Origin of the sequence: Falsiphaeobacter marinintestinus (assembly GCF_007923355.1) — a bacterium.
Classification (GTDB): domain Bacteria; phylum Pseudomonadota; class Alphaproteobacteria; order Rhodobacterales; family Rhodobacteraceae; genus Phaeobacter_A; species Phaeobacter_A marinintestinus.
The window spans coordinates 321927-339933 of the sequence record NZ_VOGO01000005.1 but is presented as its reverse complement, the minus strand read 5'-3'; the positions used below and the strand labels follow the sequence as shown (position 1 = coordinate 339933).

Genomic DNA, 18007 nt, shown 5'->3' with positions numbered 1-18007 from the left:
CCACTGTGGCGGGGCTGCCGCATTTCCGCCATATTTCGATCTCATTCTGGTTTCCAAGAGGCCAAAGGCCCGAAGAAACACTGAGGCAGCCAGGGTTTATCCCGAGCAACTGACAGAATGACAAACATCACTTTGACGGCGCAGAACGTCAATGGCGACCCGTTTACGGACGGGAAGAACATCAAAATCGTCAACAATTCGACAAGCGTTCTGACCTTCGTCGACACCGACCACACGTTGAACGACCCTTTGACGGGCGAAGCCGTTTCCTTTGATGGCGGCACAACGTTGTTGTCTTATCAATTCCTGGGCGCTGGCAATGTGCGGGGCGATCCCTTGCAGCAAGCCTCGTTCATCCGGATCGACATGGGAGACGGATCGTTTCTTACGGTCGCTTTGGACTGGAATGCCGATTTCGACGATCTGCCCGACCTTCAGAACGGCAACACCCAGTTGTCGGTCAGCGATCTGGACGACATTTCGACCAACTGGTTTCCGGGCTTTGCCTGTTTCGTCGGCGGGACCCTGATTGAGGCCGACGACGGACCAAGGGCGGTGGAAACGCTGAAACCCGGCGACATGATCCGCACGCTGGACAATGGGTTGCAGCCGCTGGTGTATCTTGCCAGCACCAAGGTGCGGGCCGTGGGCGCATTGGCCCCGGTGCGGTTTGCGGCCGGCGCGATCGGGAACTGGCGTGACCTGTATGTCAGCCAGCAGCACCGCATGATCGTCTCGGACTGGCGCACGCAATTGTATTTCGGAGAGTCCGAAGTGTTTGTTCCGGCCAAACAGATGGTCAATGACACCGATATCCGGATCATCGAAGGTGGCCGGGCCACGTATCACCATCTGCTGTTTGCCCGCCACGAAGTGGTTTTGTCGGAAGGGATCTGGAGCGAAAGCTATTTCCCGGATGCCGAGTTGGGGGAGGATGCGCGCGCTGCGCATGACGAGGCCCTGATGATGTTCCCCGATCTGGTGCACCACGCGGTTATGCCCCACCAGACGGCCCGGCGCGTCGCACGTGGCATCGAAGCGCGTGTCCTGATGGCGGCCTGACCACCCGTCATGATGCACTGGCAAGAAAATCCGGACAGGCCCGAGGGAACGCCTTGGGCCTTTTCACTTTTGTCCAGTTACAAAAAATCACCTGCATCAAGCTTGGCCTGAAGATCTGGTGTGAACCCCACACGCTTGTGTTCGAAAACCAGCTTGGGATTGTCGAATTTTCCGCGGTACATGGCCATCTGGCTTTGAACGGCCCACCCCATCATCTCGCAAAACAATCCGGTCATATCGTCTTGTTCCGCACGAGTCGCAAAGCGGGTGTCGCAGCTGATATCATGCAGGCGCACTTCCAGCGTATCTCCGACATGCTCGTTCCAGGTGACTTTGTCGGCAATACGGGGGATCGGCAGGTCGACCTGTGGGTTGTTGGCGCGCAGGTCGTGATAGTGGTTGGTATCCATCATCGTCGACGCGGAGGGCGTTGCAAAAGCGATCCGGCGGCGACCGTGTTGCATCAGGAAAATGTCGTCACCGCGCATCCCGACGGGCACAAAGGTGATGAAGGTTTCGGGGTTTACGGTTCTGATGGTCGACGCCACCATCGGAGCTTCTGCCATTCTGTAATCCATCCAGAACTCCAACCCCGCACTGGTCTTATAAACGCGTGCGTTGCCCGGCTTATCAGAACGCTTCCAGATCATGTCTTCCTCGGTCTGTTGTGGTCTTCGGGTTCGCGATACGTGGCGCAATCAGGCCTGTATCGATCCTGCGCGCTGTGGTCACAGGTTTAGGATAAACGTCGTTCAGGGACCAACCACGCTTTGTCCACAGGCGTGCAGTGGCCTATAGATGGGCCATGGCGAAGAAGGCAGCGAAACCCAAGGGCAAGGCCAGCCCGCTGAAAGCTGAGAAACCGGCAAAACCGAAACCGCGTCGCCGGTTCCGGCCGTTGCGGTTTCTGGGTTTTATTGTTCTGCGCAGTACAACGATCCTGATCGTGACGACGATGGCACTGGTGCTGATCTATTCGCAGATCAACCCTCCGCTGACCTACACGATGTGGTCCGAAAAGAAGCGGCTGGGCCATATCGACCGGGAATGGGTGCCGATTGAGGAAATCGCGCCGGTCATGGCGCGGTCGGTCGTGGCGGCAGAAGATGCCAATTTCTGCCTGCACTGGGGGTTCGACGTTGCCGCGATCCGGGCGGCCTTGGACGAGGGCGCGGCGCGGGGCGGATCGACGATCAGCCAGCAGGTGGTGAAAAACGTGTTCCTGTGGCAGGGGCGCAGCTGGATCCGCAAGGCGCTGGAAACCGCGATCACGCCTGCGGTTGAAGCGATCTGGTCGAAAAAGCGAATCATCGAGGTCTATCTGAACGTGGCCGAGATGGACGAGGGCGTGTTTGGCGTCGAAGCCGCCGCGCGCGGATATTTTGGCGTCGGTCCCGAAGATCTGACAGCCCGGCAGGCGGCGTTGATTGCGGCTGTGTTGCCGTCGCCCAAGACCCGCTCGGCTTCAAAACCGACCAAATGGCTGAGCAAGCGGGCCAGTTCGATTGCGGACGGTGCGGCCACCATCCGCGCAGATGGCCGCGCCCGGTGTTTCGAGTAGTCTCCGGGCAGGCGGTTCTCGAATCACGCCATTTCTTGTATCATATGACCATATTCAAGCCTTTGTTCTTAGGATCTAATGATGTGCATTTTTTCAGGAAAGCGTCTCAAAGCGGGCCTTTTTTCAATTCTATTGAGTTTGGCAGCAACTGCAAATTCAGAAACCCTGCATGAGGTAAAAGTCGGCCTGCATGTCGGCGGCGTCGTTTCGAACGGAGCTGCTTTGGCCGCCGTTGACACTATGAACAGTCTTCTGAAAATGACCGGACATGTTGAATGCAAGGACATCCGTTTCGTGCTTGAGCGCCAGCCAGAACCGTTCTCAGACGGTCTACCCCGCGCGATCACGTCGGCTGCCGATTTCTCAGCATTCCGCCAGTCACCCTATTCAATCAATGTCGTTTCACAAGTCTTGTATTGCGGCGGCCATCAAGTCGCAGCCGGTGCATCTTTTGGTGGCTGCACAACAGTCGGAGCAAAACCAGTCATCGTCACACCGTCGGGCAGCGCGGGAACTCGGGCGCTGAAATGGTTGCACGAGTTGGGACATTCCCAGGGTCTTCGCGACCGTTGCAAGGATCGTAAAAACAGTTGCCGCGATGACATTGGCTGGATCATGGCGGGGATCCTGCATCCTGACAACAGGAAGCTATCCATCGAAGAGTGCTTTGCATATGCTGGCGCACAGAACTTTCCGGTTCTGGAAGTTACGGACTTCACTTCCGATGGCTTGGACCGGGAATTCTTGGAAATGGAATACATTCACGGCCTCCCGATTGCACCAATACTCGAAGCATCATCAGAGGATCTTGCTATGGTCAGAGAGGTCGTGGCCGAACGGGACGCTGCCCTGCTTCCAAATGCCGTATTGGTTCTGGGTTTGATCGGTGATCCAACAGACCAAGAAGCGCTTTTGGGCGTTCTGGAAGGTCCGTCTGAGGATCACGGTGCTCGAATTGCCAAGTTGAATGCCGTAACTGCGCTTGGCTATCTGCTCAACAGATTCGACGACCCCAAGACTTTCGGCGCGCTACGCTCGTTTTCAAATCCGAACCAGAATCAGCGGTATTTTGAAGGTGCCGGCAGCTTCGAGCTCGCTGAGGAATTTGCCAGGGCGATGAGCCGAAGCGCGCTGATGGGTGTCGGTATGGCCAACCCCAAAGATGAACAACTGGCCCAGTCCACGCGCGGTTTCATCGATGATCAGGAGCAAGCGCAGTTGAAGGGAGCTTTTGATCTGCACATTGATGAAAGCTTCTTCGAGGAACTGGAAACAACCCGCAAACGCGTCGGAGACAGCGGGATTCTTGGCTACCTCGCGCAGAGGCCTGAAGAGACTCAATGAGCTGGAAATCGCGGGCTGGGCGCAAGGACATTCGCTGTTGTTGTTTCGAGGATTGAAAATCCTTTCGCCAGCGGGCATTGAGGGTTTTGCTTGAGTTTGCATTTCCAGAAAGATCATGGCCCGACTTTTTCACGTTCCCCTCTCTCCGTTTTGCCGCAAGGTCCGACTTTCGCTCGCCGAAAAGAAAATCGAGGTCGAGCTGGTGGAAGAACGATATTGGGAGCAGGATCCCGATTTCCTGCGTCGCAACCCTGCCGCCAAGGTTCCTGTGATCAAACTGGACGGCCGGATGATGGCCGAAAGCGCGGCGATTTGTGAATACATCGAAGAAACCCGGCCCAACCCGCCGCTGATCCCGTCCGATCCGGATGGGCGGTACGAGGTGCGGCGGCTGGTGTGCTGGTTCGATGACAAGTTCCACAACGAAGTCACATCCAAGCTGCTGTATGAGCGGGTGAACAAGAAGATCACTGGTGCCGGGTATCCCGACAGCCGCAACGTCAAGGCCGGGGCGAAAGCGATCAAGTATCATCTGGATTACATGCACTGGCTGCTGGATCACCGCCGGTGGCTGGCAGGCGACGCGATGACACTGGCCGATTTCGCCGCTGCCGCGCATCTGTCGTCGCTGGATTATATCTCGGACGTGGATTGGAACCGGTCGCAGATCGTCAAGGACTGGTATGCCAAGATCAAATCGCGCCCGGCCTTCCGGTCGATTCTGGCGGATCAGGTGTCGGGGTTTCGCCCGCCCGAGCATTACGCCGATCTGGATTTCTGATACGGATGGGGTCTGGGGGCGCTGCCCAAGTGCATGCGCAGCATGTGCGTAGGCGATAGAGTGAAAGCTAAGCTTTCGCGGATTCGCCCGCTCCCCCGGGGTATTGGGAAACAAGAAAGAAGCATGAGTGTCGAATTGAAACAGCGTGTCGTGGCGCGGGCCCTTGAAGAGGGGTTCGTGGCGGCGCGGGTGTGTCGGCCCTGGGATGTGCCCGAGGCGGCGGCGCGATTGCAGGCATTTGTCGATGCCGGGTATCACGGGCAGATGGGGTGGATGGCCGACCGGATGCACTGGCGCGGCGATCCGGCGGCTTTGTGGCCCGAGGCGCGGTCGGTGATCATGCTGGCCGAAAGCTATACGCCCCGGCACGATCCGATGGCTGTGGTTGGCAAGCCGGACCGGGGCGCGATTTCGGTCTATGCGCAGAACAAGGATTACCACGATCTGGTCAAGAAACGGCTGAAAAGGCTGGGGCGCTGGCTGATCGAGGCGGCGGGGGGCGATATCAAGGTGTTCGTCGACACCGCCCCGGTGCCCGAAAAGGCGCTGGCGCAGGCCGCCGGGCTGGGCTGGCAGGGCAAACATACCAATCTGGTCAGTCGTGACTTTGGCAACTGGGCGTTTCTGGGCAGTGTGTTCACCACGCTGGATTTGCCGGTTGATCCGGCCGAGGGCGATCATTGCGGGTCATGCACGTCCTGTCTGGACGTTTGCCCCACGGATGCGTTTCCCGTGCCCTATCAGCTGGATGCGCGGCGCTGCATTTCCTATCTGACGATCGAGCATAAGGGACCGGTGGACGTGGATCTGCGGCCCGGTCTTGGCAATCACATCTATGGCTGTGACGATTGTCTGGCGGCCTGTCCGTGGAACAAGTTCGCCGTGGCGGCCAGCGATATGCGCTACGCGGCGCGGGATGATCTGATCGCGCCCCTGTTGGCGGATCTGGCGGGCTTGGATGATGCCGGGTTCAGGGCAAAGTTCTCGGGCTCGCCCATAAAGCGGATCGGGCGGGATCGGTTTGTGCGCAATGTGCTCTATGCGATTGGAAATTCCGGCGACTTGGCCTTGCGCCCGACCGCGCAGGCGCTGGCAGATGATCCCGATCCGGCCGTGGCAGATGCGGCGCGTTGGGCTCTGGACCGGCTGCCAGCCTAGACGTGTTGGCTGTGCACCGCCAAGCGTGGAGCGGTGGGCGCGGCATTTGCCGCGCGGCGTTTTCCCGCCTCCTTGTGGGGCGGGGAAACGCCCCCCTTACTCGGCGGCGCTGCGTTTGGGCAGGACCCAGTCGGGGCGCAGGAAATGGCAGGTGTACCCGTTGGGGATCCGTTGCAGATAGTCTTGATGTTCGGGCTCGGCGGTCCAGAAATCGCCAACCGGCTCAACTTCGGTCACCACTTTGCCGGGCCACAGGCCGCTTGCGTCGACGTCGGCAATCGTTTCCAGCGCGACCTGCTTTTGCGCGTCGTTCACGTAATAGATCGCCGACCGATAGCTGAGTCCGACATCATTGCCCTGACGGTTCAGCGTGGTCGGGTCGTGGATCTGAAAGAACACTTCCAAAATCTGGCGATAGGAAATCCGGTCAGGTTCGAACAGGATCTCGATCCCTTCGGCATGGGTGCCATGATTGCGGTAGGTGGCGTTGGGCACGTCGCCTCCGGTATATCCGACGCGGGTGTTTTCGACGCCGGGCAGCTTGCGGATCAGATCCTGCATGCCCCAGAAACAGCCTCCGGCCAGTACTGCGCGTTCGGTCATGCGATGTCCTCCACCTGGTCAAGATAATCGGCGTAGCCTTCGGCCTCCATATCGTCGCGGTGGACAAAACGGAGCGAGGCCGAGTTGATGCAATACCGCATGCCGCCGCGATCCCGCGGGCCGTCGGGAAAGACATGGCCAAGGTGGCTGTCGCCATGGGCCGAGCGGACTTCGACGCGGATCATACCCAGCGTGCGGTCTTCGATTTCGGTGACGTTGGCCGGTACGATCGCTTTGGTGAAGCTCGGCCAGCCGCAGCCGGATTCGTATTTGTCAGCCGAGGCAAACAGCGGTTCACCCGAGACGATATCGACATAAATCCCCGGGTCCTTGTTGTTCAGAAGCTTGCCGGTTCCGGGGCGTTCCGTGCCACTTTCCTGCGTGACATAGAACTCTTCCGGCGACAGGCGGGCAATGGCGTCGGGGTCTTTGGTATAGCGCGTCATGCAATCCTCATAAGCCTTGTTCTGCGGCAGTAGATGGGGTGTCGTGGGTAAAAGCAAAGGAATATTTCAGGTGCCTCGCAGGGATGTGGGAGTGATCCATACGCGGGGCTGTGTCGTAATCTGCACATCATCGGGAGGGAAGACAATGGTTCGCATTTTGCTTTTGATCGCCTTGATCGTGGCCGGGCACATGGCCCGGGCCGGGGGATTGACGGGCACGTTCGCATCGATTGACGGTGGCACGCTGTCGGTTGAAGATTGGCGCGGGCAACCGGTTCTGATCGTCAACACGGCGTCGCAATGCGGGTTCACACCGCAATATGAAGGGCTGCAAGAGGTCTGGGACACCTACCGCGATCAGGGGCTGGTCGTGCTGGCCGTGCCGTCTGATGATTTCAACCAGGAGCTTTCGAGTGCTGCCAAGGTCAAGGAATTCTGCGAATTGACCTATGGCCTGGACTTTCCAATGACGGATATCACGCATGTGAAAGGCCGTAAGGCGCATCCGTTCTTTCAACAGGTGAAGGCCGAGACCGGATTTGAACCTGCCTGGAACTTCAACAAGATTCTGGTCGGACGGGATGGCGCGGTCGTGGCGACATTCGGGTCGGTGGCCCGGCCCAATTCGCAAAAGGTGCTGAGTGCGATTGAAACCGCTTTGAACTAGTCCGCCTTTGCTCGCTTGGGCTGGCGCGACAGTTGCACGGCCAGAATGCCAGCCGTCACGATCAGCACACCGACCACATCCAGCGGACCCAACCGTTCGCCCAGCAAAACGGCAGCAACCGCGACGCCGAAAACCGGGTTCAGAAAGTGGAAGGTCGCGGCGCGGATCGGGCCGATACGATCCAGCAGCAGGAACCAGATGTAGGTGGCCATGAGACCGGGCACGAGGGTGGTGTACAGGAAGGCGGCCAAAAGCTGCCAGCTGGGCTCAACCCGCAGGGTTTCGGTGAAGGGCGCGACGATGAACAGCACGGCCGAGCCGACCAGCATCTGCAAACCCACGATCATCATGAAGTTGCCGCCCGATGTGGCGCCGCGCACGGCCATCGTGGCAAAGGCAAGCGCAAGCACGCCGATCAAGCACAGCGTGATGCCATAAAGATCAACGCCGTCGCTGATGCGCGAACCCATGATCAGGGCAACGCCAGCAAACCCGGCGAACAGGCCCAGAATGCCCAACGGTTTCAGCTTTTCCTTGAAGATCAGCCAACTGGCCAGCGCCACCAGCAGCGGCATGACCGAGGCGATGATGGCGGCCAAACCAGCCTCGACCGTTTGCATGGCGACGAAATTCAGGCCCAGATACAGCGCGTTCTGGCAGACCCCGAACAGGATCGTGGCGTACCATTGCTTGGGTGTCAGCCGCCAGCTTTGCCCCATGGCGCGGGCGATGGCGACGCCGATCAGACCCGACAGCAGAAACCGTGCGGCGAGCGAATAAAGCGGCGAGGCGTCGGCGACGATGATCCGGGCCGAGGTAAAGGCCGAAGACCACATGAAGGCAAAGGCCAGCCCCATGAGGATTGCGCGGATATCCATGCTGTGCCCTTTGATCTGCCGCCCGTGACAGGCGGACCATCTGCAATCGGCGGGCAGAGTGCAAGGCCTGCCGGGCCACCTTCTGCCCCTGAGGGCCTTCACAGATTTGGGTGGGGGCATTCAGGGTTGGCGATCTGGTCAGCGCGAAGGTTTCTGTGCAGGGGTCGTTGGTCACGACCGTCCGATGACAACTCTGAGTTCATCGAAGCCCGGTGAAACTGCGCGAGGAGCCATGAGGATTATTCTTTGGGGAAGCCAAGTGCGATCACTGTTTCCAGCGGACCTTCGCTGGCTTTGAAAAACCTTTCAATCCATGGCGATGATTCCAGCGGTTCATGATCACCGGAGCTGACAAATATGGCGGGTCATCCCCACCTTTTATAGTGGTGTCCAGCCGTAGAACTCAGGCGGCTGTTTTCAGTTTCATTGTGGGTGTGATGCCGCCGATGCCCCTGTTGGGGTGCGCGTTGTTGCAAGTCCAGAGCCATTCAGTTGCCTGGTCTTGTTCCTCTTGGATGGTTGCAAATATGGATTGGCCCAGCCATTCGCCACGAACCGTGCGATTGTATGGCTAGACATAGGCGCTCTTGTTGGGGCTTGCCGGGCTGGATGTATTCAAGCCCATTATCGGCACGTATCGCTTGCGGCCGTCCACGCCATTCAATGATCTGGTTCAGACTGCGCACCCCTCGGCTCTGCAGGCAGCGAGACGTCTGCTTCGATGCACAGACCCTCACGATTGAAGATTGAAGGCATCCAGCACGTTCAACGTCCTGATCGACCGACCATCGGCAAGTTGAACCGCCACGAAATCCATCGACCACGTCTCATTCGGCCTGTTGGACACCGCCAACGGCTCAGGCATATCTCGCTTCTTGGGTTTGATCCGCAGGTTCAGCTCAAGTTCACAAACAATCCGGTAGATCTGTTTGTGGTTCCAAGCATAGCCCTGCACATTGCGCAGATACAAAACGCGTATACCAAAGCCTTAGTTCTGCATGCTCATCTCAGCATACATGCGTTTCAGGCGAGGGTTCTCATCTGACATCGACTTCATCTTGGAAATCAGGGACGCATCCATCACGGCGATCAAAGTGACGATATGATCTTACCCGGCGTTGGAAATGATGTTGGTCAGTCGCCCCCATCGTCTGCCATGCTTTTTTGAGAAAACGCTACTCCAGCGTTTGCTCAGAGGTGACGAGCGCTGCTCAGGTGCCAAAAAGACGGAACACTCAAGACTCACGGGGGCTTTTGTCACAGCCTGCGGGTTCTCGTATTGCTTTGTCAGGGAATTTGACATGCCAGACGTCTACGCCGGTGGCTCCGTTCGCTCGTCTTATTCAGTGGCCTCGATCCGCGCGGCGGCTTCGGCGATTTTCGATCTCAGCCATGTATGTGGCGCCGAGACATGGGTCCGGGCCGTCCAATACAGGTCGATCGGGAATTTGGCGGGAAACGGGCAGGGCATCGATGTCACCGACCCTTCGAACAGCCGTCCGATCCGGGATGGCACCGTGGCAATCATGTCGGTGCCCAGAACCATTTCGGGTAGGTTGGCGGGGCTTGGCACCTCCATCACGGTGTTGGGATAATGTCCTTCGGCCTCCATCACGACCAGAAATCGAGACCGGAAACTGCCGCCGTAATTGACCATGATCTGGGGCGCTTTGACATAGCTGTCCAGATCCATCGGACCCTTCGCCAGCGGATTTCCCGGGTCCATGATGCAGACATACTGATCCTGCAACAGGGCGCGCCGATAATACCCGGCATCCTCGATCCGGATCGGCCCGATCAGCATATCGCTTTCCGACCGGGTCAGCTGTTCACGTCCCCGCACGGCCGATGAAATGATGTTCAGCTTGATCCCCGGCGCGTCCCGCCGCAGCACCCGCGCCACTTCGGGGATAATCGTGACGCGTTCATAATAATTGCAGCTGATGGTAATCGCGACCGAGGCTACGGCCGGATCGAAACTGCGCGGCGCGGCCATGGCTTCGAACCGTTCGATCAGTTCGCCGGCCTTTTCCACAATGTCATCGCAGCGTTCGGTCGGAACGATGCCAGCCCCCTGACGCACGAACAGCGGGTCGCTGAACGCCGCGCGCAGGCGCGCCATCGTATAGCTGACCGTCGATTGCGTGACCTGCAGGCTTTCCGCCGCTTTGGAGAAACTGCCATGGGCATGCACCGTGCGAAGCGTCCGCAAAGCTGCAAAATCAACACTGAAAGGATCAAAGGTCACCGTAAGACTCCATCGAGTTTGTCGATGACATATATCAAATCCATCGGATTGCCCAATGGTCATGCGCTGACTACGATCTTCAGACACTTGCCTGGGGGGAACGCAACATGACCACGACTGCCGTGACCGACATACCCGTCGATGACAGCATCAGCATCGCTGAGCTGACTGCAAACCCTTACAATATATACAAAAGGTTGCGCGCCGAAGCCCCCGTGATACGGGTGCCCAGCATCAACCGGATCCTGCTGACCAAGGCCGCAGACACCAAGCGCGTTAAGGAAGACTGGGAACTGTTCAGTTCAGACGATCCGCGCACGCCGATGCAGCGTGCGTTTCAGGCCCAGACGCTGATGCGCAAGGATGGCGAGGCGCACAAACGCGAACGCAACGCGATGGCCCCGGCCTTTGCACCGCGCAACATCAAGGGCTGCTGGCACGAGATCTATACCAAGGTCGCCGAAGAATATGTCGGTCGCCTGCCACGTGGCGAAACGGTTGATCTGTTTTCCGACCTTGCCGCGCCTTATGCCGCGCGCTGCCTGACCTATCTGCTGGGTATTCCCGAAGCGTCGGATGCCGATATGATCCGCTGGTCGCAAACCCTGATCGATGGCGCCGGGAACTTTGGCAACGTGCCCGAATTGTTCGAACGCTCTGACGCGGCCAACATCGAAATGGATGCGCTGTTTGACCAATGCGTCGAACGCGTCCGCGCCGACCCCGATCAGTCAGCCCTGTCTGCCATGGTCAATGTCGATGACCCGATCGAAACCAAACAGATCTATTCCAACGTCAAGATCGCCATCGGCGGCGGCATCAACGAACCGCGCGATGCGCTGGTGACCATCCTTTACGGCCTCTACACGAACCCCGATCAGCTTGAGGCCTGCAGGGCCGACGCATTGTGGGACGCGGCGTTTGAGGAAGGCGTGCGGTGGGTTGCGCCCATTCAGGTCAGCTCGCGTCTGGTCAAGCAAGACACCGAGATCGGCGGGTATGTCATCCCGAAGGGCGAGGTCGTGATGACCTCGCAAGCCTCGGCCTGCCATGACGAAGCCCTGTATGACGCGCCCGAGGCGTACAACATGTTCCGGCCAAGAACCCCGCATCAGGCGTTTGGGAACGGTCCGCATTTCTGTCAGGGCACACATATTGCCCGCCGGATGCTGGCGCAGATCGTCCTGCCGATGCTGTTTGACCGGTTCCCCAACATGACCCTGCCCGACCCGGACGCGGTCAAATTCTGGGGTTTCGGATTCCGCGGGCCGCTGAGCCTGCCAATGACACTGAACTAAACCAAGACTGCATGACGACATGGGAGGACCATCAATGATCCGTCGCACCACCCTCAAGACACTGGCTGCCCTTGTGCTGGCCTCGGCCATCACGCCCGGCATTGCGGCGGCGCAGGACGTCACGTTACGCCTGCATCAGTTCCTGCCACCCCCTGCAACAGTTCCGAAACACATTCTCAAGCCCTGGGCACAGCGCGTCGAAGAGGCTGCTGGTGGCAAGCTCAAGATCGAACATTACGATGCGATGGCGCTGGGCGGGCGGCCTCCGGCGCTGATGGATCAGGCCATTGATGGTGTGGCGGACATTATCATGACCGTGGTCGGCTATACGCCCGGTCGCTTCCTGAAAACCGAAGTGTTTGAACTGCCCTTCATGATGACCAGCCCCGTTGCCACGTCGATGGCGTTTCAGGACATGGTTGAAACCGATCTGCAGGACGGCGAATACAAAGACGTCAAGGTTCTGGGCGCATGGGTGCATGGGCCCGGCCTGATCCACACCAACCGCCCTGTGGACTCTGTCGATGACATGGCGGGCCTCAAACTGCGCGGACCGACCCGCGTGATCAACGACATGCTGAAAGAACTGGGTGCAACCCCGGTCGGCATGCCACTGCCGGCCATCCCCGAGGCCCTGTCCAAAGGCGTGGTCGATGGCACCGTCATCCCGTGGGAAGTCACCCCCGCGATCAAACTGTCCGAACTGGTCGACAACCACACCGAATTCACCGGTGACGAGGCCCTGTACACCGCCACAATCGTGCTGGTGATGAACAAGGCCAAGTATGACAGCCTGCCCGACGATGTGCGCGCTGCCATCGATGCGGAATCCGGTCTGAAACTGTCACAATTCGCATCGCAGGTGATGTGGGACAATGACGCGCCGGGCCGTCTTATTGCCGAAGATGCAGGCAACAACATCATCCAGCTGACGCCCGAGCAGGTCGCGGGCTTCAAGGACAAGGCACAGCCGGTCATTGATCGCTGGGTTGCCGAGATGGACGCCAACGGCGTCGATGGCCGCGCCCTGATTGAACAGGCGAAGGCCTTGATCAAGAAGCACGGCGGATAAAAACGGCAGGGCCGGGGGCAGAACATCCCCCGGCCCTTCGCGCTAAACTCTGATACAGTCGTCAGCCGACCTTGTAATAAGCGATTTCCACCGCTGACGCCCGTCGCACACCGGCACAGACAAACAGCATGTGATTGACCCACCCGTACCTCTCATCCCCGGTTTCAAGCCGGGCAGCGGTGCGCATGTAATAGCTGGCCGGATCAACATCTTCGCCAGCCGCCAGCCGGGCGATCACATCGGGCGGGCCATGACGCGACCCGACATTCACGATCTCGATCAAAGCGCCATCGTCGGTCTGCACGGCATATCGCGTGTCCAAATGCGCAGCGCCATCGGCATAAATCGTCTGCCAGTCCGCCCCAAGGTTCAGCACATCCCCGGTGATCTCAGGCCCCAGCGCCTTGCCGCCGATGATCGGGATGATTCGCCGTGTCCCGGCGCGCCCCATCCCCATTTCCATCGGCTGTCCCAGATCGACCCTCAGGGTGAAACTGTGGCTCAGCGCCGGGACCGGGATCATTCCATCAGCCCCAGCAAACGCGCGGCGTTGTTCTTGATGATGTCTTCGCGCAGGTGATCCTTGATCGCGATCTTTTCAAAATCGCTCAACCAACGTTCCGGCGTGATCATTGGCCAGTCTGACCCAAACAGAACCTTTTTCTTCAGCATCGTATTGCAGTACCGCACAAGGATGTCGGGGAAGTACTTTGGCGACCATCCGGACAGGTCGATGTAAACGTTCGGTTTGTGCTGCGCGACCGACAGCGCCTCTTCCTGCCAGGGGAAAGACGGGTGGGCCAGCACGATTTTCAGATCGGGAAAGTCGACTGCAACATCGTCCATATACATCGGGTTTGAATACTTCAGCCGCATCCCGTTGCCGCCGGGCATGCCCGATCCGACACCGGTCTGACCGGTGTGGAACAGCGCCACACAGCCCTCTTCCTGCAGCACCTCATAGAACGGATACGCCATGCGATCATTGGCATAAAAGCCCTGCATGGTGGGGTGAAACTTGAACCCTTTGACCTTGTACTCCTGAATCAGTCGCCGCGCTTCGCGCACCGCCATCTTGCCTTTCCACGGGTCAATCGATGCGAACTGGATCAGCACATCCGAATTCTCGGCCACCTGCTCGGCGACCTCATCGTTGGAATAGCGCCGATAGCCCGTTTCACGCTCGGCATCGACCGGGAAGATCACGGCGGCAATGTTCTGTTCGCGGTAATGCGCGGCAGTTTCGGCGATGGTGGGCGGATGCTGCCACGGCGCGCCGAAATAGTTGGCCATCGTGGATTGCAGATCGTCATACCCGTCGTCCGAATGACACCCGCAGGGTTCTTCGGCATGTGTATGAATATCGAGCGCACGTATTTTCGTAATGTCGACCATGGGTCTGCTCCTTACGATCAGCTGTTTTGTGAATTTCGAACCGACGACAGCACCTTCAGCAGCGTGTCCCGGGTTGATGTGTCCAGCCCGGCAAAAATCCGGGCCTCGTGGTCTGTACAGGCGGCGACCGCCTTTTCGCAAAGTCGCCGACCCGTCAGGGTCGCCTTCAGCGCATAAGCCCGCCGGTCATTGGGCACGCGGTCGCGTATGATCAACTCGCGCCCTTCCAGTTCATCGATGATAACCACCAGATTGGACCGTTCGATATCCATCGCCGCCGCCAGTTGCGACTGGCTGAGGCCCGGATTATCCACGATCAGGATCAGCGCGGTATGAGTCAGCATCCGCAGCCCGAACGGTTTCAGCGTCGCCGTCAGGTCATCCTGAATAACGTTGAAAGCCCGCTTGATGTGATAGCCGACAAAGCCGCGCAACGTGTCATCATTGATCTCGACCGGGGCAGGGGGCGTTCGTTCCGGGTGGGTCATGACATCACCGGAACTTCGGCGCGCGCTTTTCAAGGAACGCCCGCAGACCTTCCTCGGCATCCGGCGTCGTTTGCGACAAGGCAGCGGCCAGCGATTCCGTGAACAGCCCGTCGGCCTGCGACATGTCACTGATCCGGGCAATCGACTGGATCATCAGGTAATTCGACATCGGGGCGTTCCGGGCGATCTTTCCGGCCAGTTGCTGCGCCAGCGCCATCGCCTCGCCTTCGCCGACCGAATAATGCGTCAACCCAAGGGCCAGACCTTCGTCGGCGTTGTACTTGCGCCCGGTCAGCATCATCTCGGTCATCCGGTCCGCGCCCAGCAGGCGGCTGACCCGCGCTGTTGCACCACCGCCAACAAAGATCCCGCGCCGGCCTTCGGGCAGCTGAAAGATCGTTGACGGTTCCGCAATCCGCACATGGGTCGACGCGGCCAGTTCAAGCCCCCCGCCGATCACGGCCCCGAACATCGCCGACACCACGGCCAGCCCGCCGAACTGGATCTTTTCCATCACCGCGTGCCATTTGCGCGAATGATACAGGTTTTCTTCTGCCGATCGGTGCACATGCTCTGACAGGTCCAGACCCGAACAGAAATGGCCTGCAGTCCCGGTTAAAATCACCACCCGCACGCCCTCGGGCGGGGCCGAGAAAAACGCATCCAACGCCAGAAGCAGCTCTTCGCACATGGCGTTGCGTTTGCCGGGCCGGGTCATGGTGATGGTGGCGATACTGTCGGTCACCTCGATGTTGATGGTGTCTGACTGCATGTGGAGGCTCCTCGGGGTGCTAAAAGCGGGGTTTCCATTATTGTTATATATCATAACGAAATGATCAACCCCGTTTATCCCGTGCGATGTTAGGGCGGACCGCGCGGATCTTGATGACGACCCGCCAAAACCCTTTCCGCCCCAAATCGCAGAATCTGATTGACTGTAATTAGTAAGTACAGTTACTAATAATCAGCAAGCCCCGCGCCACAGAGTCAAGGACACACCATGCAATATCACCTGAACGGTTTTGTGCCCGGCAATCCAGATGAGTTTGAACCGGCACAGACCCCGGCGCGGGTCAACGGCCCGCATGGACTCCCTGAACAGGTCGACGTGCTGATCGCCGGATGTGGGCCTGCTGGGCTGTGCCTTGCGGCGCAACTGGCCGCCTATCCTGACATTTCTACGATGATCGTCGAACCCAAAGACGGACCGATGGAAAAGGGGCAGGCCGACGGCATCAACGTCCGCTCGATGGAGATGTTTCAGGCCTTCGGGTTTGCCGACAAGATGATGCGCGAGGCGAACTGGATTAACGAAACCACGTTCTGGACATCCGACCCCCAAAACCCCGATCACATCAAACGCGTCGGTCGGGTGCAGGACGTCGAAGACGGGCTGTCCGAGATGCCGCACGTCCTGAACAATCAGGCGCGGGTGCATGACATGTTCCTCGACATCATGCGCAATTCCCCGTCCCGGCTTGAACCCGATTACACTCTGAAGGTCACGGACCTCAGCATCGACCCTGATGCCACAGACCACCCTGTTACCGTCACGCTGGAACACACCGCCCCCGACCGTGCAGGCCAGACCGAAACCCTGGGCGCCAATTACGTCGTTGGTTGTGACGGCGCCCGCAGCAACGTCCGCCGGGCCATTGGCGGTAAACTGCACGGTGACGCCGCTCATCAGGCCTGGGGCGTGATCGACGTTCTGGCCGTGACCGATTTTCCCGATTTCCGGATGAAATCCATCATTCAGTCCGCCAGTGACGGCACCATTCTGGTTCTCCCGCGCGAAGGCGGGTACATCGTTCGCCTGTATGTCGAGCTCGACAAACTGGACGAAACCGAACGGGTTGGTGACCGGGGTCTGTCGGCTGACGACATCATCGCCAAGGCCAAACGTATCCTGAACCCGCACAGCTTTGATGTGAAACAGGTCGTCTGGTCGTCGATCTATGAAATCGGCCACCGGCTCAGCGACACGTTCGATGATGTTCCGGTCGGTCAATCCACCACCCGGGCCCCCCGCGTGTTCACCGCTGGCGATGCCTGTCACACCCACAGCCCCAAGGCGGGGCAGGGCATGAACGTGTCGATGGGTGACACGTTCAACCTGGGCTGGAAACTGATATCGGTGCTGACCGGTCGCGCCGCCCCTGACCTGCTGCACAGCTATTCCACCGAACGCCGCGCCGCTGCGCAAGGGTTGGTTGAATACGATCACCAATGGTCGCGCGTGGTCAGTGACACGGCGGGTGAGTCTTCGGATCAGGACATGCCAGTCGTGCAGCGCAAGTTCATTGAGGGTGGTCGCTTTACCGCTGGCCTGACCGTGCAGTATGACGCCTCGGCGCTGACCGGCCATGATCGCCACAGCGATCTGGCCAAGGGCTTCGAAATCGGCGCGCGCTTTCATTCGGCTCCGGTGATCCGGCTGGCAGATGCCAAGCCGATGCATCTGGGCCACGTGATCGAAACCGGCGTCCGTTGGACGGTGTTCGCCTTTTCACCCAAAGACGACGCACCGATCCGCGCCTTATGTGACTATCTGCAAAACGACGCGGCCTCTCCGCTGCGGGTTCACACGCGCGCCGGTGATGACATCGACGCCATCATCGATCTGCGCGCCATCTTCCAGCAAGGCTTCCGCGATCTTGAAATCGCCGCCATGCCGCCTCTCCTGCAACCCGTCAAAGGCCGTTTTGGGTTGACCGATTACGAAAAAGCCTTTTGCGCCGATCTGAAGGGCGGACAGGACATCTTCGACATGCGCGGCATCGACCGGGACGCAGGCTGTATGGTCATCGTGCGCCCGGATCAGCACGTCGCCAACATCCTGCCGCTTGACGCGCATGACGATCTGGCGGCCTTTTTCCGGGGGATCCTGCTGCCCGCAGCCTGACGACAAAAGGCGCAAACCCTCATCGGATTGGACCCAACGCCACCGAAAACTGACATACCAATAGCTTTTGGGTCTCATTTGTGCGAGCAAAAGCCAGATCG

General features: G+C 59.0%; 18 protein-coding genes and 1 pseudogene. 9 read left to right on the top strand and 10 right to left on the bottom strand.

Annotated features, from left to right (window positions below; translation table 11 throughout):
- Positions 1-117 precede the first annotated feature (117 nt).
- Positions 118-1062, top strand: a complete 945-nt coding sequence (locus tag FOY56_RS13530; RefSeq protein WP_146346372.1) for a Hint domain-containing protein — start codon at positions 118-120, stop codon at positions 1060-1062.
- A gap of 77 nt (positions 1063-1139) precedes the next feature.
- Here FOY56_RS13530 and FOY56_RS13525 read toward each other — a convergent pair whose 3' ends face one another.
- On the bottom strand, positions 1140-1712 hold the full coding sequence (locus tag FOY56_RS13525; protein ID WP_146346371.1) for a hypothetical protein: 573 nt from the start codon (positions 1710-1712) through the stop codon (positions 1140-1142).
- A 155-nt stretch (positions 1713-1867) separates the two neighbouring features.
- Here FOY56_RS13525 and mtgA point away from each other — a divergent pair, with 155 nt between their 5' ends.
- The 4 genes from mtgA (at position 1868) to queG (ending at position 5906) form a co-directional block, all read left to right on the top strand.
- Positions 1868-2623, top strand: coding sequence for a monofunctional biosynthetic peptidoglycan transglycosylase (mtgA, locus tag FOY56_RS13520; RefSeq protein WP_146346370.1), 756 nt, complete (start codon positions 1868-1870; stop codon positions 2621-2623).
- An 81-nt stretch (positions 2624-2704) separates the two neighbouring features.
- Positions 2705-3967, top strand: a complete 1263-nt coding sequence (locus tag FOY56_RS13515) for a hypothetical protein (protein ID WP_146346369.1) — start codon at positions 2705-2707, stop codon at positions 3965-3967.
- A 115-nt stretch (positions 3968-4082) separates the two neighbouring features.
- Positions 4083-4748 (top strand): FtsZ-binding protein FzlA, encoded by a 666-nt coding sequence (gene fzlA / locus FOY56_RS13510; protein WP_146346368.1) that lies wholly within the window; start codon positions 4083-4085, stop codon positions 4746-4748.
- 123 nt (positions 4749-4871) lie between these two features.
- Entirely contained in the window at positions 4872-5906 is a 1035-nt protein-coding gene (gene queG / locus FOY56_RS13505) for a tRNA epoxyqueuosine(34) reductase QueG (RefSeq protein ID WP_146346367.1), read from the top strand.
- Between the two features lie 96 nt (positions 5907-6002).
- On the opposite strand, the gene msrA is transcribed toward queG, so the two are convergent.
- Both msrA and msrB read right to left on the bottom strand, forming a co-directional pair.
- Positions 6003-6509: a peptide-methionine (S)-S-oxide reductase MsrA gene (msrA, locus tag FOY56_RS13500; RefSeq protein WP_146346366.1), complete on the bottom strand. Its 507-nt coding sequence runs from the start codon at positions 6507-6509 to the stop codon at positions 6003-6005.
- Positions 6506-6955, bottom strand: a complete 450-nt coding sequence (gene msrB / locus FOY56_RS13495) for a peptide-methionine (R)-S-oxide reductase MsrB (protein ID WP_146346365.1) — start codon at positions 6953-6955, stop codon at positions 6506-6508. Before msrB ends, msrA begins: the two co-directional genes overlap by 4 nt.
- A gap of 145 nt (positions 6956-7100) precedes the next feature.
- Between msrB and FOY56_RS13490 the strand changes: the two genes are divergently transcribed.
- A complete protein-coding gene (locus tag FOY56_RS13490) occupies positions 7101-7622 on the top strand; it encodes a glutathione peroxidase (protein WP_146346364.1) in 522 nt (173 codons plus the stop codon).
- Here FOY56_RS13490 and FOY56_RS13485 read toward each other — a convergent pair.
- From FOY56_RS13485 to FOY56_RS13475, 3 genes and pseudogenes are all read right to left on the bottom strand, one after another.
- Positions 7619-8500, bottom strand: coding sequence for a DMT family transporter (locus FOY56_RS13485; RefSeq protein WP_146346363.1), 882 nt, complete (start codon positions 8498-8500; stop codon positions 7619-7621). The two genes, FOY56_RS13490 and FOY56_RS13485, sit on opposite strands and share 4 nt — an antisense overlap.
- 403 nt (positions 8501-8903) lie before the next feature.
- Positions 8904-9488 (bottom strand): annotated as a pseudogene (locus tag FOY56_RS13480) (integrase core domain-containing protein); the annotation flags it as partial.
- A 351-nt stretch (positions 9489-9839) separates the two neighbouring features.
- Complete coding sequence (locus FOY56_RS13475; RefSeq protein WP_186766331.1) at positions 9840-10748, bottom strand: LysR family transcriptional regulator; 909 nt, start codon at positions 10746-10748, stop codon at positions 9840-9842.
- A gap of 107 nt (positions 10749-10855) precedes the next feature.
- Here FOY56_RS13475 and FOY56_RS13470 point away from each other — a divergent pair, with 107 nt between their 5' ends.
- Both FOY56_RS13470 and FOY56_RS13465 read left to right on the top strand, forming a co-directional pair.
- Positions 10856-12046 carry a cytochrome P450 gene (locus tag FOY56_RS13470; RefSeq protein WP_146346361.1) on the top strand — a complete coding sequence of 397 codons (1191 nt, stop codon included), beginning with the start codon at positions 10856-10858 and terminating at the stop codon, positions 12044-12046.
- 34 nt (positions 12047-12080) lie between these two features.
- Positions 12081-13118, top strand: coding sequence for a TRAP transporter substrate-binding protein DctP (locus FOY56_RS13465; protein WP_146346360.1), 1038 nt, complete (start codon positions 12081-12083; stop codon positions 13116-13118).
- Between the two features lie 61 nt (positions 13119-13179).
- Here FOY56_RS13465 and FOY56_RS13460 read toward each other — a convergent pair whose 3' ends face one another.
- From FOY56_RS13460 to FOY56_RS13445, 4 genes are read right to left on the bottom strand one after another with little or no spacing between them, the layout of a single operon-like run.
- Positions 13180-13641: a DUF3237 domain-containing protein gene (locus FOY56_RS13460; RefSeq protein ID WP_146346359.1), complete on the bottom strand. Its 462-nt coding sequence runs from the start codon at positions 13639-13641 to the stop codon at positions 13180-13182.
- Positions 13638-14513 (bottom strand): amidohydrolase family protein, encoded by an 876-nt coding sequence (locus FOY56_RS13455; protein ID WP_146346358.1) that lies wholly within the window; start codon positions 14511-14513, stop codon positions 13638-13640. Before FOY56_RS13455 ends, FOY56_RS13460 begins: the two co-directional genes overlap by 4 nt.
- A gap of 17 nt (positions 14514-14530) precedes the next feature.
- Positions 14531-15001 (bottom strand): MarR family winged helix-turn-helix transcriptional regulator, encoded by a 471-nt coding sequence (locus tag FOY56_RS13450; RefSeq protein WP_146346357.1) that lies wholly within the window; start codon positions 14999-15001, stop codon positions 14531-14533.
- A gap of 4 nt (positions 15002-15005) precedes the next feature.
- Positions 15006-15773, bottom strand: coding sequence for a crotonase/enoyl-CoA hydratase family protein (locus FOY56_RS13445; RefSeq protein ID WP_146346356.1), 768 nt, complete (start codon positions 15771-15773; stop codon positions 15006-15008).
- A 228-nt stretch (positions 15774-16001) separates the two neighbouring features.
- Here FOY56_RS13445 and FOY56_RS13440 point away from each other — a divergent pair, with 228 nt between their 5' ends.
- Entirely contained in the window at positions 16002-17906 is a 1905-nt protein-coding gene (locus tag FOY56_RS13440; RefSeq protein ID WP_146346355.1) for an FAD-dependent monooxygenase, read from the top strand.
- Positions 17907-18007 lie beyond the last annotated feature (101 nt).

Bases quoted from the DNA above. Each gene is read 5' to 3' on its own strand.
- FOY56_RS13525 (WP_146346371.1), bottom strand. From the start codon at position 1,712: ATGATCTGGAAGCGTTCTGATAAGCCGGGCAACGCACGCGTTTATAAG.
- msrA (WP_146346366.1), bottom strand. From the start codon at position 6,509: ATGACCGAACGCGCAGTACTGGCCGGAGGCTGTTTCTGGGGCATGCAG.
- mtgA (WP_146346370.1), top strand. From the start codon at position 1,868: ATGGCGAAGAAGGCAGCGAAACCCAAGGGCAAGGCCAGCCCGCTGAAA.
- FOY56_RS13465 (WP_146346360.1), top strand. From the start codon at position 12,081: ATGATCCGTCGCACCACCCTCAAGACACTGGCTGCCCTTGTGCTGGCC.
- FOY56_RS13460 (WP_146346359.1), bottom strand. From the start codon at position 13,641: ATGATCCCGGTCCCGGCGCTGAGCCACAGTTTCACCCTGAGGGTCGAT.
- FOY56_RS13470 (WP_146346361.1), top strand. From the start codon at position 10,856: ATGACCACGACTGCCGTGACCGACATACCCGTCGATGACAGCATCAGC.
- FOY56_RS13485 (WP_146346363.1), bottom strand. From the start codon at position 8,500: ATGGATATCCGCGCAATCCTCATGGGGCTGGCCTTTGCCTTCATGTGG.
- queG (WP_146346367.1), top strand. From the start codon at position 4,872: ATGAGTGTCGAATTGAAACAGCGTGTCGTGGCGCGGGCCCTTGAAGAG.
- FOY56_RS13455 (WP_146346358.1), bottom strand. From the start codon at position 14,513: ATGGTCGACATTACGAAAATACGTGCGCTCGATATTCATACACATGCC.
- FOY56_RS13515 (WP_146346369.1), top strand. From the start codon at position 2,705: ATGTGCATTTTTTCAGGAAAGCGTCTCAAAGCGGGCCTTTTTTCAATT.
- FOY56_RS13490 (WP_146346364.1), top strand. From the start codon at position 7,101: ATGGTTCGCATTTTGCTTTTGATCGCCTTGATCGTGGCCGGGCACATG.
- FOY56_RS13530 (WP_146346372.1), top strand. From the start codon at position 118: ATGACAAACATCACTTTGACGGCGCAGAACGTCAATGGCGACCCGTTT.
- msrB (WP_146346365.1), bottom strand. From the start codon at position 6,955: ATGACGCGCTATACCAAAGACCCCGACGCCATTGCCCGCCTGTCGCCG.
- FOY56_RS13450 (WP_146346357.1), bottom strand. From the start codon at position 15,001: ATGACCCACCCGGAACGAACGCCCCCTGCCCCGGTCGAGATCAATGAT.
- fzlA (WP_146346368.1), top strand. From the start codon at position 4,083: ATGGCCCGACTTTTTCACGTTCCCCTCTCTCCGTTTTGCCGCAAGGTC.
- FOY56_RS13445 (WP_146346356.1), bottom strand. From the start codon at position 15,773: ATGCAGTCAGACACCATCAACATCGAGGTGACCGACAGTATCGCCACC.
- FOY56_RS13440 (WP_146346355.1), top strand. From the start codon at position 16,002: ATGCAATATCACCTGAACGGTTTTGTGCCCGGCAATCCAGATGAGTTT.